The sequence below is a fragment of the Nocardiopsis quinghaiensis genome (genome assembly GCF_008638365.1).
Lineage (GTDB): Bacteria > Actinomycetota > Actinomycetes > Streptosporangiales > Streptosporangiaceae > Nocardiopsis > Nocardiopsis quinghaiensis.
In genome coordinates, this window is sequence record NZ_VWVU01000017.1 from 72173 (window position 1) to 87007 (window position 14835).

Below are 14835 nucleotides of genomic sequence, written 5' to 3' on the forward strand. Positions count from 1 at the left end.
GGTTTTCTCTTGTCCGCTACAACTTTCAACGTGTCCCAGAACACAACCGTGTCCCAGAACACAACGGAGTACACGCCCGCGATCCCCAGGCCGCGCAGGTCGTCCGAGGGCGCCTCCGCCGAGGAACTCCTGTCCGAACTCCGGAACCTGAGCGAGGGGGATCCCCGGGCCAACAGACTGCGCGAACGTGTCGTGGTCCTCTACCAGCCCCTGATCAACAAGATCGCGCGCCGCTACGGGGGACGCGGCGAACCGCTGGAGGACCTGAAGCAGACCGCCATGGTCGGGCTCGTCAAGGCCGTGCACGGGTACGACCCCGACCGCGGCAAGCCGTTCATCTCCTATCTCCTGCCCACGGTCACCGGCGAGATCAAGCGCCACTTCCGCGACCACACCTGGGCGATCCGGGTGCCCCGACGGCACCAGGAGAACAGGGTGAAGCTGCGGCGCATCACCGGCGAGTTCCAGCAGACTCACGCGCGCACCCCCACCATCGCCGAAATCGCCGAGGAGATGGGGATCTCCGAGGCCGAGGTCAGCGAGCTGGCCCAGGTCTCCGAGTCCTACCGCTCCCTGTCGCTGGACGCGCCGGACTCCTCCGACTCGGAGGGACAGGAGGGCGCCCGTCTGGAGGACCACCTGGGCAGCGAGGACAAGGGCCTGGAGCGGGTGGTCGAGCGTGAGTCGATCAAGCCCGCCCTGTCGCGCCTGCCCGAGCGGGAGCGCAGGATCCTCATGCTGAGGTTCTTCGGCGACCACACCCAGTCCGAGATCGCCGAGCGCATGGGCTACTCCCAGATGCACGTGTCCCGGCTCCTTGCCGGCATCCTGGAGCAGCTGCGCGAGGAAGTGGGATCGAACGCTCCCTCCCGCCGCTAGGACGGGTTCGGCGGGGGCTCCGGTGGGACCGCGACCGCGGTCCCACCGGAGCCCCCGCCGTCGCGACGCCCCTCCGCCGCCGGAGAGTCGATTTGTGCTATCCGCGCACTCCAGGCAGGCTTCGGAACATGGAAGAAACGAACAAGAGCCTTGACGACCTGGTCCGCGACGAGCTGGGCGAGGAACCGTCACAGGAGGCCAAGGACTACGCGCGCGAACTCTACGAGCGTTACCGGCTTCACACACCGACCGACGACAGTGACGGCGCGACTCCCCCGGCGGCCGCCGCCGAGGAGTGAGGGGAACGCTCACCTCGGACGCGGCGGCGTACCGGGGCGGTCACGGTACCGGCCCCGGAGGCGGTCAGTCCGGGTCCGCCGCCACCGGGTCGCCGTCGCGGTCCCACACCAACTCGAACCAGACCCTGCGGCCCATCCCGTCGCCGCGCGGCTCGGTGCCCCACTTGCTGGAGAGCGCCTCGACCAGGTCCAGGCCCCGACCGTGTTCGTCGGTGTCGTAGGGGCCCCGGTGCTGGGGTCGCGGTGCCTCCGCCATGTTGCCCAGGTCCCGCACCTCCACCCGCGCCCACCCGGGCGCCAGGTGGACGCACACCTCGAACTTGCCGGTGGCCGTGCCCGAGGCGCTGTGCGTGATGGCGTTCGTGGCCAGCTCGCTGGTCAGCAGCGTCGCCGTGGTCAGTTCCGGTGACGCGGCCAGCTGGCGGGCGACGAACCTCCTCGCGTAGGCGATCTGGCTCGGCAGGCCCGGGAACCGCCGTCGCGCGCGTCCGGATGCGGTGTCTTTGCTGTGAGAGGTTCGCTCTTCCATGGGATTCGCCGGACGTTGGAACGGACTGGACGAGGGGGTCGAGTTCCGGAGCGTGTCCGGTGGCGGGGGGCCGAGTCTGGGAACGGGCTCGTGCGCGTGACGTGGTACGGGGGAACTGTGGGGTGCTGCGGTCTCACACATTGGGTTCACTCCCCGAGGACGTGTGTTCGCGGCGGGCATGGCAACGAGGACGTCGAGCCCTCGACAGGCGTCCGTGCCCGTGCAACGGGTCACGGCGCGCGGTGGCCACACAGGTCGGAGCCCCCGGGAACAGGGAGGGAGGCGGTACCGTACCGCGGGGTGCGCGGTCCGAGAGCGGCGACAGGGGGATGAGGAGAAGCCGCAGGACTTCACCCTGGATGGTGGTGGGGCCTGGGAGCGGGCCGAAGCGGTCGGTCATGTCTGGTGGTGGAAGTGCCCTACGACACTGAAGGGCGTATTGGCGCTTAGCATACGCTCCGTGCCTCCCCGGAAACCCAGTCGACCTGGCCCGGTCAGGATAACCCTCCCTGAACTGGGCAAAGAGAGTCCCTCGTCTGGTTATGCGGTCGGTCAGGGGCACATATCGTCCGGGTTCGGGAACTGGTGGGGCCTGTGAGGTTCGATAACGATTAGGTAACCCCCTTGGGGTCCTGGTGCCTTCCGCGGTCTTGCGTCGCCATGCCGGACGCGACAGGGTGTGGGCATGGTCTCCCGCTCGCCCATGCCCCCCGGCCTCGGCATCGAGGTCGACCGCGCGGTACGCCTCACCGACGAGGGGCACGTCCTCGTCGGAGGATGTCCGCCACGGGCCGCGCGCCTCTCCCCGGAACAGGTCAGCACCCTGATCCGATGGCTGAGCGGGTCCGCGCCCGGGGGAGCGGACGAGGGCCTGCTCGCCCGCGACCTGATCCGGGCCGGGTTCGCCCACCCGCGGCCCTCGCTTCCGGTCCCCACCGACACCGTCGAGGTGGCCGTCGTCGGACAGGCGGGTCCCATCGCGCTGGGCGTCACCCTGGACCACCTCACCCGGTACCACCCGGAACTGCGGCCCGTGGTGGTCGGCGCCACCGGCCCCGACGCCCGGGTGGCCCGCGACCGAGGCGCCCGAGTGGTTCCGGGCCCGGCGGGGGGAGCCGAGGCCCGAGCGGTGGCGCTGCGCCTGTGCTCGGCGGACCTCGTGGTCCTGGTCGAGGCGGGCACGCGCCCCGCCACCGGGTGGCTGGAAGCCGCCCTGGGACACTTCGCCGACCCCGCCGTGGCGGCCGTGGTGCCCCGCGTCCTGGCCGACCGCTCCCACTGCCTCGGCCACACGCAGATGACCGTGGCCGCGGTCGCCGCCGACCGGGCGGGCGCGGACCGCGGCGCCGACCCCGCGCCCGTCCTGCCCTGGGGACACGGGACACCGGAGCAGGCGCGGCCGGGGCCGGCCAACGAGCACACCGACCCCTTGCGGCCGGTCCCCGCCCTGGTGCTGCGCAGCGCCGCCGCCGACCTCCGCCCCGGCCTGGGCGCCGCCGCCGAACTCGACCTGCTGTGGCGGCTGGCCGACGACGGCTGGTCGGTGCGCTACGAGCCCCGTTCCCGGGTGTGGGCTCCCCCGACCACCGACCTGGGCGGCTACCTGCTCGCCTGCTTCACCCTGGGCACGGTCGCCGCTCCGCTGGCCCGACGCCACGGCCGTCGCGCGGCCGGTCCCGAGCTGTCCTGGGCCGGTGCGGCCGGACTCGCCCTGGCGGCCTCGGGCCGTCCCGGGGCCGCCCTGCTGGCCGGTGCGCTGGGCGGCGCGTCGGTGGCGGGCACGCTCATGGCCGGGGCGCGGACCCCGCTGTCCGAGGCGGTGCGGCTGGCGGGGCAGGACCTGGCGCACAACGTACGGACGGGAGCGCACGCGGTTCGCACGGCGTGGTGGCCGCTGGCCGCCGCGGCGGCGGTGGGCGGCGCGGCCGTCTGGTCCCGGGGGCCGCGCTCCGGCCGGTCAGGCCGGTCGTCGGTTCGAGCGGGCCGGATCGCGGTGGCCGCGGGCGCGGCCCTGGTCCTGCCGCACGTGGCCTCCTGGTACCGGGGCAGGGGAGCGGCCCTGACCGGTCCCGTGACCTGGACCGTCCTGGGGATGGCGGGAGACGCCGCCCGCTCCCTGGGCACCTGGTGGGGGATGGCGGGATCGGGATCCCCGGCACCGCTGGTACCCCGGCTCAGACCTGCGGCGGTGGCCGGTCCGGCCCCGGTCGCGCGGAGAGCGAACCGGTCCGCGCGGGCACCGGGGCGGGCGGAGGACGAGGCGAGGCCGCGGGGGACCGTGAGCGCCTCTTAGGGCGTGTCCGGCGGACACGTCCCAGGCGTTGGACGGGGCCGTCACCAGTGCGGCGGGGAGGGCCTCAGACGGGTGCGGAGCCACCGCACCGGTTCGTCGCCGCTCCGCTCGGTGAACGGTTTCGTGACCGTTACATGGGGTTTTGTGTAGACATTTCCGCGTCAGTGCGGAACCACCTCTGGTGATGGTATCCGTGAGTGTCAATGTCCTCACATGAGGGATATAAGGCCTTTTGCTTCTGTGTGCGGATATCCTTCTCCCAGGTCATGCCGCCTGTGGCCGCCGGGTGCTCTGGTGACGTTGTCATGTGTACAAAACTTGACAAATCGATTGATATTCGATGGTGTAATGGGTTCCATTGTTTTTTCTTGGCGGACTGGCTACCGTCTAGTGTCTAATGCTCCCTCGAAATCTTGCTATTCCGGTCAACGATTATGGAACGGGTACAAGTGTGTTTTGGTAGCCACCGGGGACCACCCCCGCCGGTGGTCGCCGGGTCGCGAAGGCTCGACTTCGCCAACCACCGTCGGCAGTCCGTAGAGCACTCCGAACCGTGGACCGCAGGCGCCGTCCGGGAACGACCGCGCACAAACGGGACCAGGCGCGGGCTCGGCTGTGAGGTTCGGAGATAGTTTTGGGCAAGTTCCTGGTCAGGCGGCTGCTGAACTACGTCGTGCTGATCTTCCTCGCGACGAGCTTCGCCTACCTGCTCGCCGCGACCAACCTGTACCCGCGCGGCTACTTCGAGCAGATGCAGCCACCGCCCCCGCCGGAGGCGGTCGACTCCCAGCTGGACGCGCTGAACCTCAACGACAGGACGCCCCTGGCCCAGCGCTACGCCACCTGGATCGGCGGCGTGGTGACCGGTGACTTCGGCAGGACCGTCCAGGGCGGTGACGTCACCTCGCAGATGTGGACCAAGGCCGGCGTCACCCTGCGCCTGATCACGGTCGCCACCATCCTCGGCAGCGCCCTCGGCATCGCGGTGGGCGCCTACGCCGCCGTGCGCCAGTACCGCCGCTTCGACAAGGCGGCCACCGCCGTGTCGTTCTTCGTGCTGTCGGTGCCCACGGTCGTCATCGCGATCGTGGTCCAGGTCCTGGCCGTCACCCTCAACGACGGCCTCGGCCTCCAGCTGCTGCGCTACTCCGGCGAGTACTCGGCGGGCTTCGACGGAGCGTGGTGGGAGCTCCTGGGCAACCGGATCCACCACGCGATCCTGCCCACCCTCGTCCTGGCCGTCGCGCTGTTCGCCTCGTTCGCCCGCTACCAGCGCAACATGATGCTGGACGTGCTCGGCTCCGACTTCGTGCGCACCGCCATGGCCAAGGGGCTCACCCGCCGCCGGGCGCTGTTCAGGCACGCCCTGCGCACCGCGCTGATCCCCACCGTCACCTACTTCACCTTCACCTTCGGCGCGCTGGTGTCCGGCGCGACGTTCACCGAGAAGATCTACGGCTGGCACGGCATGGGCGCGTGGCTGATCGACTCCATCGCCCGCCAGGACGTCCACGTGGTCGCGGCCGTCTCCTGGTTCATGGCGATCACGATCATGGCGGCGTCCTTCCTCTCGGACATCCTCTACGCCTGGCTCGACCCCCGGGTACGGGTGTGACCGCGCCCGTACCCCGCGCCGCCTCCGGCGCGTTCCGCCGCCATGTTCCACCCCTTCCGCGCGCAGTCGCGGCAGTCCAGCTGGAGGGCACGCCATGAGCACGACCGAAGAGAGCACGGCACCGGTCAAGGCACCGGCCGTGCCCCCGGCACCGAACCGGCTCAAGGACATCACGCGCCAGCTGCTCGGGACCCGGCGCGTCATCGTCGGACTCGTCCTGCTCGCCGTCCTCGCCGCCCTCGCCTTCACCGGCCCCCTCCTGACAAGCTGGGACGTGGGCGGGCGCGACTTCTCCTCCATGCTGGAGGGGCCCTCCCCCGAGCACTGGATGGGCACCAACCGCACCGGCCAGGACATCTTCACCCAGGCCACCGCGGGCCTGCAGAAGTCCCTGCTGATCGGTCTGCTGGTCGCCGTCGCCTCCACCGGGGCCGCCGCCGCCGTCGGCGCCTTCGCCGGCTACTTCGGCGGAGTGGCCGACAAGGGCCTGATGTGGACCGCGGACCTGGCGCTGGTCCTGCCCAACTTCGTCATCCTGGCGATCCTGTCCAAGCACTTCGCCGGCCAGGGCGGCTGGATCGTCCTGGCCATCCTGCTGGCCGCGTTCAGCTGGATGGTCACCTCCAAGATGGTGCGCGGCCTGACCGTCTCGCTGCGCGAGCGCGAGTACGTCCACGCCGCCCGCTTCATGGGCGTCCCCCCGCACAGGATCATCCTGCGCCATATCCTGCCGAACATGTCGTCGCTGCTCATCGCGGACGCCACGATCATGGTCAGCGCCGCGGTCATCGGCGAGACCGCGCTCAGCTACTTCGGCCTGGGCGTGCAGTCGCCCGACATCAGCCTCGGCATGGTCATCGCCGAGGGCTCCTCGTTCGCCACCACGGCGCCGTGGGTGTTCGCCTTCCCCACGGCCCTGCTGATCGTGATGGTGCTCGCCGTGAACATGGTCGGGGACGGTCTGCGCGACGCCCTCGACCCCTGCTCCAAGTCGCGCCGCCGGGGGGAGCACCATGAGCACTGACACCGTCGCGGCCACCGAGTCCGCGCACACCGAGAACACCGGAGACACCCCGGTCCTGGAGGTCACCGACCTCGCCGTCACCTTTCCCGGACTGAACGGCAACCCCGACGTCCACGCCGTGCGCGGCGTCAGCTACACCGTCAGGCGCGGCGAGGTGCTGGGCATCGTGGGCGAGTCCGGTTCGGGCAAGTCCGTCTCCTCCATGGCCGCCATGGGGCTGCTGCCCGAGCACACGAGGATCACCGGGTCGGTGCGCCTGCACGGCGAGGAGATCCTGGGCCTGGACGACCGCGCGATGGCGCGCAGGCGGGGCAGGGTCATCTCCATGGTCTTCCAGGACCCGCTGTCCGGGCTCACCCCCGTGTACACCGTCGGTGACCAGCTCGCCGAGGCCGTCCTGGTCCACGGCCCCCGGACATCCAAGGCCAGGGCACGGGCCCGCGCGGTCGAACTGCTCGAACTGGTCGGCATCCCCGACGCCGAACAGCGGTACCGCTCCTTCCCGCACGAGTTCTCCGGCGGTATGCGCCAGCGCGTCATGATCGCCATGGCGATGGCCAACCGCCCCGACGCCATCATCTGCGACGAGCCCACCACGGCCCTGGACGTCACCATCCAGGCGCAGGTCCTCGACCTGCTGCGCACCGCCCGGCGCGAGACCGGCGCCGCCATCGTGATGATCACCCACGACCTCGGCGTCGTGGCCGGGTTCGTCGACCGGGTCCTGGTCATGTACGCGGGCCGCCCGGTGGAGACCGGCGGCGTCGACGACATCTACTACCGCAGCCGCATGCCCTACACCATGGGCCTGCTCGGCGCCGTGCCCCGCGTGGACCTGGAGCACCAGGGCGCCCTGGTGCCCATCAAGGGGACCCCGCCGTCCCTGTCGGACCCGCCGCCCGGCTGCCCCTTCGCGCCGCGCTGCCCCATCGCCCGGCCCGAGTGCGACATGGCCGAGCCCGCACTCCTCGCGATCGGCTCCCAGCCCTCCGAAGAGGAGATCCGTGCCCGGGGACCGGAGGCGGGCGCCGCCGGGGGAGGAGACGGCGACACCGGCACGCAGCGGGTGGCGTGCATCCGCTCCGGCGAGATCGCCGACCGGGAATGGACCGCCCAGGACATCTATCCGGTACCGGACATCCCGGAGTCCTCGTTCTCCGACGTGCGCCGGGAGGACCGTCCGGAGACACTGCGGGTCACGGACCTCGTCAAGCACCACCCCCTGATGAAGGGCGCGGTGCTCAGGAGGCGCGTGGGCACCGTGTACGCGGTCGACGGCATCGACTTCGACATCCGCGAGGGCGAGACGCTCGCCCTGGTCGGCGAGTCCGGCTGCGGCAAGTCCTCCACCCTCATGGAGGTCATGGGACTGGAGAAGCCCCAGCGCGGCAGCGTCTCCGTCATGGGCCGGGACACCGCGGGCCTGGGCCGGGCCGACCGGTTCCGGCTGCGGCGCGACATGCAGATCGTGTTCCAGGACCCGATGGGTTCGCTCGACCCGCGTATGACGGTGTTCGACATCATCGCCGAACCCCTGCGCACCCACGGCAGGTCCCCGGCCGACGCCACCCGCCGGGTGTACGAGCTGATCGACCTGGTCGGCCTCAGCACCGAGCACGCCACCCGGTTCCCCGCCGAGTTCTCCGGCGGCCAGCGCCAGCGCATCGGCATCGCCCGGGCCCTGGCGCTGGAGCCCGGACTGCTGGTGCTCGACGAGCCGGTGTCGGCCCTGGACGTCTCCGTCCAGGCGGGCGTGGTCAACCTGTTGCAGGAGCTCCAGGCGCGACTCGGACTGTCCTACCTGTTCGTGGCCCACGACCTGTCCGTGGTCCGGCACATCGCCGACAGGGTCGCGGTCATGTACCTGGGCCGGATCGTGGAGATCGGCGACACCGCCTCCGTCTACGCCCGGCCCGCCCACCCCTACACCCAGGCGCTGCTGTCGGCGATCCCGTTCCCCGACCCGGAGAGGGAGCGCACGCGCACGCACATCGTCCTGGACGGAGACCCGCCCAGCCCGGCCGACCCGCCCTCGGGCTGCAGGTTCCGCACCAGGTGCCAGAAGTTCGTCGCCCTCTCCGGGCCCGACCGGGAGCGGTGCATGGGCGTCGAGCCGCGGGTCGGGGCCACCGGCGGTGGCGACCAGGCGGCCGCCTGCCACTTCGCGGAGCGGCGGGCGGGCGCCTGAGCCCGGCGGCCTGGCAGGCACGGCCAGCACCGCCCCGCGTGCTGGTCGCACCATCCCCACAGGAGGAGAACCCCCATGCGAATCGGGAAGGCGCGTTATCTCGCCCCAGCCGCTGCCCTGGCCGTGCTGACCAGCGCCTGCGGTGCCGGCGGCGACCACCGGGGAGACGCACAGGAGCAGGCGGCGTCCCTCGCCGCGGAGGACCTGAACCCCGCTCCCCGCGAGGACCTCCGGAAGGGCGGCACCTTCGTGTGGGCCCTCAGCGCCTACGACGAGCAGCACAACATGTGGCACACCCAGGGCAACCTGGCCAACGTGCGCCGTGTGGCCGCCGCCGTACTGCCCAACCCGACCCGGTACGACGCCGAGGGCACGGCGTCGCCCAACACCAGCTTCGTGCTCGACTACGGGGTCAGCGACGACGGCCTCCAGGTCTCCTACGAGCTGAACCCCGACGCCGTGTGGTCCGACGGCGGGTCCATCACCTTCGAGGACTACGAGGCCCAGGTCGAGACCCTCGGCGGCTCGCGCGAGGGCGACTGGGAACTCGGCGGCACCGCCGGGTACGACCAGATCACCGGGTTCGTCCCGGGCGAGGACGAGTACGCCTTCACCCTGGAGTTCGACGAGCCCTACTCCGAGTGGCCCTCCCTGTTCTCCCCGCTGTACCCCGAGGAGTACATGGAGGACGAGAGGCTCTTCAAGGAGGGCTACGTCAAGGACTACCCCGTCACCGCGGGACCCTTCGGGGACGTGGAGTTCGACGACGTCGCCGAGCGCGTCACGATCACGAAGGACGAGGACTGGTGGGGCACCGAGCCCCTGCTGGACGAGATCGTCTTCGACGCCATGGGCCCGGACGCCATGGCCGGCGCCTTCAACAACGGTGAGATCGACGGCTTCTACCTCGGCTACGACGCCGCGGGCTACGAGCTGCTCAAGGGCGACGAGGGCGCCTACTTCACCAGGGCCGTCAACCACGGCCACCGGTTCGCCTCCCTCAACGGCGCCAGCCCGGACCTGGAGGACGTCCGCGTCCGCCACGCGGTCGCCCTGGGCCTGGACCGCGACGCCCTCGCCGAGGTCGCCCTCGGCGCGATCGACTGGCCGATCACCGGTGAGGTCAACCGCCTGCTGCGCTCCAGCCAGCGCGGCTACCAGGACAACAGCGAGGGGTACGGCGAGTACGACCCCGAGCGCGCCGAGGAACTGCTCGACGAGGCCGGGTGGACCCTGGAGGAGGGCGGAGAGTACCGCACCAACGAGGACGGCGAGACGCTGAGCCTGGACTGGGTGGCCGCCGACGACATGGCCATCGCCCTGGACGAGGCCGAGATCGGCCGCGACATGCTCTCCGAGATCGGTGTCGAGGTCAGGGTCCAGCAGGTGCCGACCAACGCCCTGTTCTCCGAGTACGTCATCCCGGGCAACTACGAGGTCGCCACGTACGTCCTGGTGGGCGAGAACCCCTACGCGGGTGACGCCAAGGAGAACTACGGCATGCCCGGCGAGGACGGCGAGTGGGGCAACAACCTCGCCCGGACCTCGACCGAGGAGATCGACGCGGAGTTCGACGAGCTGCGGGCCGAGACCGACCCCGACCGCTACGCCGAGCTGGCCAACGAGATCGACCGCCTGCTGTGGGAGGAGGTCGTGACCATCCCCTTCTTCGAGCGTCCGGGCCTGTACGTGGTGAACGAGGACCTGCACAACTGGGGCGAGTTCGGTCTGGCCTCCGACTACGTCTACGAGGACATCGGCTGGGCCGCCGGGTAACCGCGTGACGACACCGCACGCGGCGCCCCCGGCATCGCGTGCGGGACGGCCCACAGGGCTGGGTTGGGACCGGGAACCGGGCTGTGGCAAGGTCTATGCGTGCTCTTCGAACACTGCTTCCCGTCGCGTGAAGTTCGCGACGGCGGCGTTCGCAGGGCGCGCCCCCGCCCCCGCACCCCTCGCTCCACTCGCTGGAAAGCCCCCGATGAGAATCCATCCGCTCGCCGCCGCGGCCGCGGCGGCGCTGTTGTGCGCCGCCCTCACCTCCTGCTCCCCGGAAGAGGGGGGAACCGCCACGCGACCGCCGGTCGACGAGGCCGCTGACCCGGACAAGGCCGAAGCCGACGAGGCCGGCTCACCGCAGCAGGAGCAGGAGACACCCGGGGAGGGGGTCCCGGCACCGGTCGGCTGGGCGGGAGAACCCCTGGAGCGCGACGGGGAGGAGTACCCGGGCGTGGTCGGCGGAGACAGGGGGGAGACCGTCACCGCCTCCGACGCCGACGAGCTGTCCGACCACCTGGCCGCCGAGGAGCCGCTCACCGTCGAGGTCAGAGGCCGGATCGACCTGGACGGCGAGGTCGGGGTCGGCTCGGACAAGACCCTCGTGGGCGTGGACGGCGCCGAGCTGACCGGGGGCCGCCTGGTGGTCGACGGCTCCAGCGACGTCGTCCTGTCCAACCTGAGCATGGAGACCGGGGGGACCGCGATCGCCGTGCGCGGAGGCGCCCACCACGTGTGGGTGGACGGCTCCACGTTCGCGGGGGGCGGCGACTCCTCCCTGGTCTCGGTCTCCGACGGCGCCGACAACGTCACCCTGTCCTGGAACCACTTCACCGACGCCGAGTCGGCGGTCACGATCGGCGGAGGCGAGGACGCGCCCGGGGCGTTGAGGGTCACCGTGCACCACAACTACTTCGACGGCACCTCGGGCCGGCACCCGAGCGCCCGGTTCGCCGAGCACGTGCACGTGTTCAACAACTACTTCCGGGCCAACCCGGGCTACGGGGTGCAGTCGGCCCACGACTCCAACGTGCTGGTGGAGGGCAACTACTTCGACGGCACCCGCCTGTCGGTGACCACCGGGGAGGAACAGCCCGGAAACGTGGTCACCCGGGACAACCTGCTCCTGGACGCCGAGCAGCCCCACCTGCGCGGCGACGTGCCGGAGCCGCCCTACGCCTACGAGCTGGACGACACCGTCAGCGTGCCCGACCTGGTCGCCGAGGGGGCCGGGGTCAGCTGAACGAGTGGTACTCGTAGCTCTCCCCGACGCCGTTCGCGGCGCGGTAGTCGAGTCTGCGCGGATACCCCCGCTCGTCGATCCACAGCTCGAACCCGGCGTCCTCCACGATGGTGAGCGTGTTGCTCTCCGACTCCGAGTCGTAGCCGCCCAGCATCGTCGTGAAGGTGCCGGTGTAGCGGTAGGCGCTGTGGGTGTCGCGTAGTCCCGCTCTCTCCAGAGGCACCTCCTCCGGCCCGGCCAGTGCCAGGTCGGTGGAGGTGTCGAGCACCTCGCGCAGCTTGGCGGAGCCGAAGTCGCGCGAGCACAGGTAGCGGTCGGCCGTGCTGGGCGGGTCGAGCAGCTCCAGGCCCCGGTCGGCGGTCATCATGAGCTGTCCGCCTCCCATGTCGTAGCGGTACACGCTCCGGTCCTCCGCGGTGGTGAAGGTGTGGTCGAACTCCGGATCGGCTCCGGACGCGTACACGGCCTGTCCCCGGCCGGACGTGTACGGCTCCGTGCCGGTCGGGGAGGTGTCGGCGGGGGCGTCCCCGTCGGCGTCGTACACGCGGAAGGTGATGTGGAAGGCCGAGGAGCCCTCCACCAGCTCCGCCGCGGTCTCGACGTAGGCACCGGCGTCCTCGGGGTCGGCCCCGGCCGCCCCGGGCCGGGGGAAGGGGGACTCGGGGGTGTCAGTGGTGTCGAACGGGTGCGGGGAGTCTCCCACGGCCAGCCTGGCCACGCCCCATCCGCTCGCGACCACGGCCAGGCAGGCCAGCACCAGGAGAGTGGACACCAGCCAGTTCGGCTGCTCCCCGGGGGAGGGGGACTGGTCGTCGGGGTCGGAGCTGTGCGGCATCGACGGCATCGCCACGGCCTCGGGCCTCGTTTCTGCTGATCTTCGCGCGACCGGGGGAACGGGATCGCGGGGGGTGTGCTGATCGTCTTGCTCTGGTACCGGACGTGACGGATGGTACGACGCGGTGACGCAGTGTTCCGTTCGATGGTCGCACGCACATGATCGCCGCCGACAACCACGAGGACGGGCACCCGGCCGCCGCGGGGCGGGTACGTGAGCGGCGGCGGGCGTCAGTCCGAGCGGTGGTCGAGCAGCCGGGGCGGGTTCCTCTCGTGGGCGCGCGTGCGGCCACGTCGGCGGTGCGCGCAAGTGCGGTGATCCGCACGCCCCACCACGGTGCGGTCGGCGGCGGGCACCGGATCGTGGCGCGCGGCGACCGGCATGCCACCCGTCCGCACGCCCCGGGGGACCGACACGTGCGATCGGGTCCGGGTGGCGCGGCTACCGGCCGGGTACAGGTCTACGCCCCACACGTGGGAGGCGGTGACGTCGCGGACGACCGCGTCGGGGGAGATCGGGCCCACGATGGGGGCGAGGGTGCGCAGGAGGAGGGAGCGGTCGGGAAGGACCTGATCACGGGCTGCCATGCTCCCCAGGTTCGGGGAGGCCGCGGGGCCCGGACAAGACCCTCTCCGAACCTGGGGACGACCCTCCGGGCTCCGTGGACGGAGCGGGACGGAGGGTCAGAGCATGGGCCCGTCGCCCGCCGCCAGGTGGATGTGGTCGATATGGTTCTGGGTGTTGCCGTCCCTGTCCCCCATGGGGCGCCGCACGCTCGCCCACGGGCCCACCGGGTCCCCCTTGGTCGCGTTCCAGATGTGCTGCTCGTAGATGATGCCCTTGATCCCGAGCCGGTGGGCGTTCTGGATCGCCCAGTTGATCACCACGATGGCGTTCCCGTGCATGTCGTCGGTGGGCACGCCTCCCAGCTCCGCCAGCATGTAGTCCACGGCCTCGCCGCTGCCGTGGTCGCTGCCCGGCTCGTCGCGCCGACCGCCCGCGGAGAGGAAGAAGCTGCCGAACTCGCTCTGGAGGCGCTGGTGGACGGCGCACATGGTCGGGTGCAGCGCTCCCAGGGACGAGCAGTCCACCATGGGTCCCCCTCCTCCGACGAACTGCGGATCGAACCTGTAGCGGCCCTCCTGGTCGATCAGGTGCACGTCGATCAGCCGCTTGGCGTCGGCGGCCCCGGTGACGGGACCGCCGTCGCAGACCAGGTCGCCCCCGTCACGTCCGCACTGGTGGGGGATCCGGACGATGGCGATGGCCGACGCGTTGCCGACCACGGTGTCGGTCTCGTCCTCGGCCCCGTCGCAGACCACGTCGTTCCAGTGCCGGGAGCCGTCCTCCTCCAGTTCCTTCTGGCATATGGCGTCGCGCACCTCCACGCGCACGATGTTGCCGTTGCGCCCCATGACGTTGTCGCTGGCGCGGAGGTCGGTGAGCACCGCGCCGTTGGCCCTGGCGTACTCCTCGGCGCGCTTCTCGGCGACATCCTCGTCGAACCACGGCATGGGGTACACGCCGTCGACGATGTCCTGAGCGGCCTGCTCCTGCAGGGCGCTCACCGCGGCCAGCGCCGCGGCGTCGGCCGCGGTCTGGGTCTGCGAGCGCGAGTCGTTGGCGGCACCGATCCGCACGAACAGCAGGGTCAGCGCCAGCAGGGCCAGGGTGAGCCCGAACAGGAGCAGGATGTTGGCCTGCCCGTCGTCGCCACGGCCCATGAGGCGCCGTCGCGGTCGTGGAGCCGGGTGGGAGGAGGGGGTCCGTCGCAGTCCCATGCCTTGTCCGTGGGGAGGGGGTGCTTCCAGGCGGGAAGCGGGGGGTCGTCGGCGGGCGGGGAGACGCGTGTGTGGTCGGTGTGTGACCACATTCGGACAACACCCCGCTCGGCGCAGCTTATCCGGGCATGCCGATAAGCGGTAGGGCCTGTGGACGGCCGCAGGGCCCCGTGGACCGGGCGGAGGAGCGTTTACCCTGCTGGTGTACGCGTGGCACGACGGCGGGGCGAGGGCCCTGTCCGTATCGGGCCACACGGTCGTGTGGTTCGGCGGAGACCGATTCGTGTGTTTCTGCCGAGTTGTCCATCCGCGGACGGGGCGCACACAGGAGTATGGACTCTGGCCGGTACGCGCCGCGCGGAGAGACCACGGC

The 14835-nt window shown here is 71.2% G+C and carries 12 protein-coding genes; 8 read left to right on the forward strand and 4 right to left on the reverse strand.

The genetic code is table 11. The features are described 5' to 3' along the window. Positions 1-30: 30 nt before the first annotated feature. Positions 31-879 carry a SigB/SigF/SigG family RNA polymerase sigma factor gene (locus FYX01_RS19080; RefSeq protein WP_150243293.1) on the forward strand — a complete coding sequence of 283 codons (849 nt, stop codon included), beginning with the start codon at positions 31-33 and terminating at the stop codon, positions 877-879. Between the two features lie 128 nt (positions 880-1007). Continuing rightward, on the forward strand, positions 1008-1178 hold the full coding sequence (locus FYX01_RS26265; protein ID WP_190394391.1) for a hypothetical protein: 171 nt from the start codon (positions 1008-1010) through the stop codon (positions 1176-1178). Positions 1179-1242: 64 nt separating this feature from the next. Here FYX01_RS26265 and FYX01_RS19085 read toward each other — a convergent pair whose 3' ends face one another. Then, entirely contained in the window at positions 1243-1707 is a 465-nt protein-coding gene (locus FYX01_RS19085) for an ATP-binding protein (protein ID WP_150243295.1), read from the reverse strand. 685 nt (positions 1708-2392) lie between these two features. Here FYX01_RS19085 and FYX01_RS19090 point away from each other — a divergent pair. The 6 genes from FYX01_RS19090 to FYX01_RS19115 all read left to right on the forward strand — a co-directional run bounded on the left by FYX01_RS19090 (position 2393) and on the right by FYX01_RS19115 (position 11846). Further along, positions 2393-4000 (forward strand): family 2 glycosyl transferase, encoded by a 1608-nt coding sequence (locus FYX01_RS19090; protein WP_223830544.1) that lies wholly within the window; start codon positions 2393-2395, stop codon positions 3998-4000. Positions 4001-4634: 634 nt separating this feature from the next. Next, complete coding sequence (locus tag FYX01_RS19095; RefSeq protein WP_150243297.1) at positions 4635-5615, forward strand: ABC transporter permease; 981 nt, start codon at positions 4635-4637, stop codon at positions 5613-5615. Positions 5616-5709: 94 nt separating this feature from the next. Beyond that, the gene (locus FYX01_RS19100) at positions 5710-6639 is read left to right on the forward strand and encodes an ABC transporter permease (protein ID WP_150243299.1); all 930 of its coding nucleotides are present in this window, start codon (positions 5710-5712) and stop codon (positions 6637-6639) included. Beyond that, on the forward strand, positions 6629-8827 hold the full coding sequence (locus FYX01_RS19105) for a dipeptide ABC transporter ATP-binding protein (RefSeq protein ID WP_150243301.1): 2199 nt from the start codon (positions 6629-6631) through the stop codon (positions 8825-8827). Before FYX01_RS19100 ends, FYX01_RS19105 begins: the two co-directional genes overlap by 11 nt. Positions 8828-8902: 75 nt before the next feature. After that, positions 8903-10603 carry an ABC transporter family substrate-binding protein gene (locus tag FYX01_RS19110; protein ID WP_150243303.1) on the forward strand — a complete coding sequence of 567 codons (1701 nt, stop codon included), beginning with the start codon at positions 8903-8905 and terminating at the stop codon, positions 10601-10603. 205 nt (positions 10604-10808) lie between these two features. After that, complete coding sequence (locus FYX01_RS19115; protein ID WP_150243305.1) at positions 10809-11846, forward strand: pectate lyase family protein; 1038 nt, start codon at positions 10809-10811, stop codon at positions 11844-11846. Here the strand turns inward: FYX01_RS19115 and FYX01_RS19120 are convergent. From FYX01_RS19120 to FYX01_RS19130, 3 genes are all read right to left on the reverse strand, one after another. Further along, positions 11839-12690: a hypothetical protein gene (locus FYX01_RS19120; RefSeq protein WP_223830553.1), complete on the reverse strand. Its 852-nt coding sequence runs from the start codon at positions 12688-12690 to the stop codon at positions 11839-11841. The genes FYX01_RS19115 and FYX01_RS19120 overlap by 8 nt on opposite strands. Positions 12691-12911: 221 nt before the next feature. After that, the gene (locus tag FYX01_RS19125; protein WP_223830545.1) at positions 12912-13268 is read right to left on the reverse strand and encodes a hypothetical protein; all 357 of its coding nucleotides are present in this window, start codon (positions 13266-13268) and stop codon (positions 12912-12914) included. Between the two features lie 96 nt (positions 13269-13364). Then, complete coding sequence (locus FYX01_RS19130; protein WP_150243309.1) at positions 13365-14462, reverse strand: VldE C-terminal domain-containing protein; 1098 nt, start codon at positions 14460-14462, stop codon at positions 13365-13367. Positions 14463-14835: the final 373 nt, after the last annotated feature.

What these genes read in the sequence shown, in the direction of transcription:
- FYX01_RS19115 (WP_150243305.1), top strand. Translation starts at nt 10,809, where the DNA reads ATGAGAATCCATCCGCTCGCCGCCGCGGCCGCGGCGGCGCTGTTGTGC.
- FYX01_RS19100 (WP_150243299.1), top strand. Translation starts at nt 5,710, where the DNA reads ATGAGCACGACCGAAGAGAGCACGGCACCGGTCAAGGCACCGGCCGTG.
- FYX01_RS19110 (WP_150243303.1), top strand. Translation starts at nt 8,903, where the DNA reads ATGCGAATCGGGAAGGCGCGTTATCTCGCCCCAGCCGCTGCCCTGGCC.
- FYX01_RS19090 (WP_223830544.1), top strand. Translation starts at nt 2,393, where the DNA reads ATGGTCTCCCGCTCGCCCATGCCCCCCGGCCTCGGCATCGAGGTCGAC.
- FYX01_RS19125 (WP_223830545.1), bottom strand. Translation starts at nt 13,268, where the DNA reads ATGGCAGCCCGTGATCAGGTCCTTCCCGACCGCTCCCTCCTCCTGCGC.
- FYX01_RS19105 (WP_150243301.1), top strand. Translation starts at nt 6,629, where the DNA reads ATGAGCACTGACACCGTCGCGGCCACCGAGTCCGCGCACACCGAGAAC.
- FYX01_RS19130 (WP_150243309.1), bottom strand. Translation starts at nt 14,462, where the DNA reads ATGGGACTGCGACGGACCCCCTCCTCCCACCCGGCTCCACGACCGCGA.
- FYX01_RS26265 (WP_190394391.1), top strand. Translation starts at nt 1,008, where the DNA reads ATGGAAGAAACGAACAAGAGCCTTGACGACCTGGTCCGCGACGAGCTG.
- FYX01_RS19120 (WP_223830553.1), bottom strand. Translation starts at nt 12,690, where the DNA reads ATGCCGTCGATGCCGCACAGCTCCGACCCCGACGACCAGTCCCCCTCC.
- FYX01_RS19085 (WP_150243295.1), bottom strand. Translation starts at nt 1,707, where the DNA reads ATGGAAGAGCGAACCTCTCACAGCAAAGACACCGCATCCGGACGCGCG.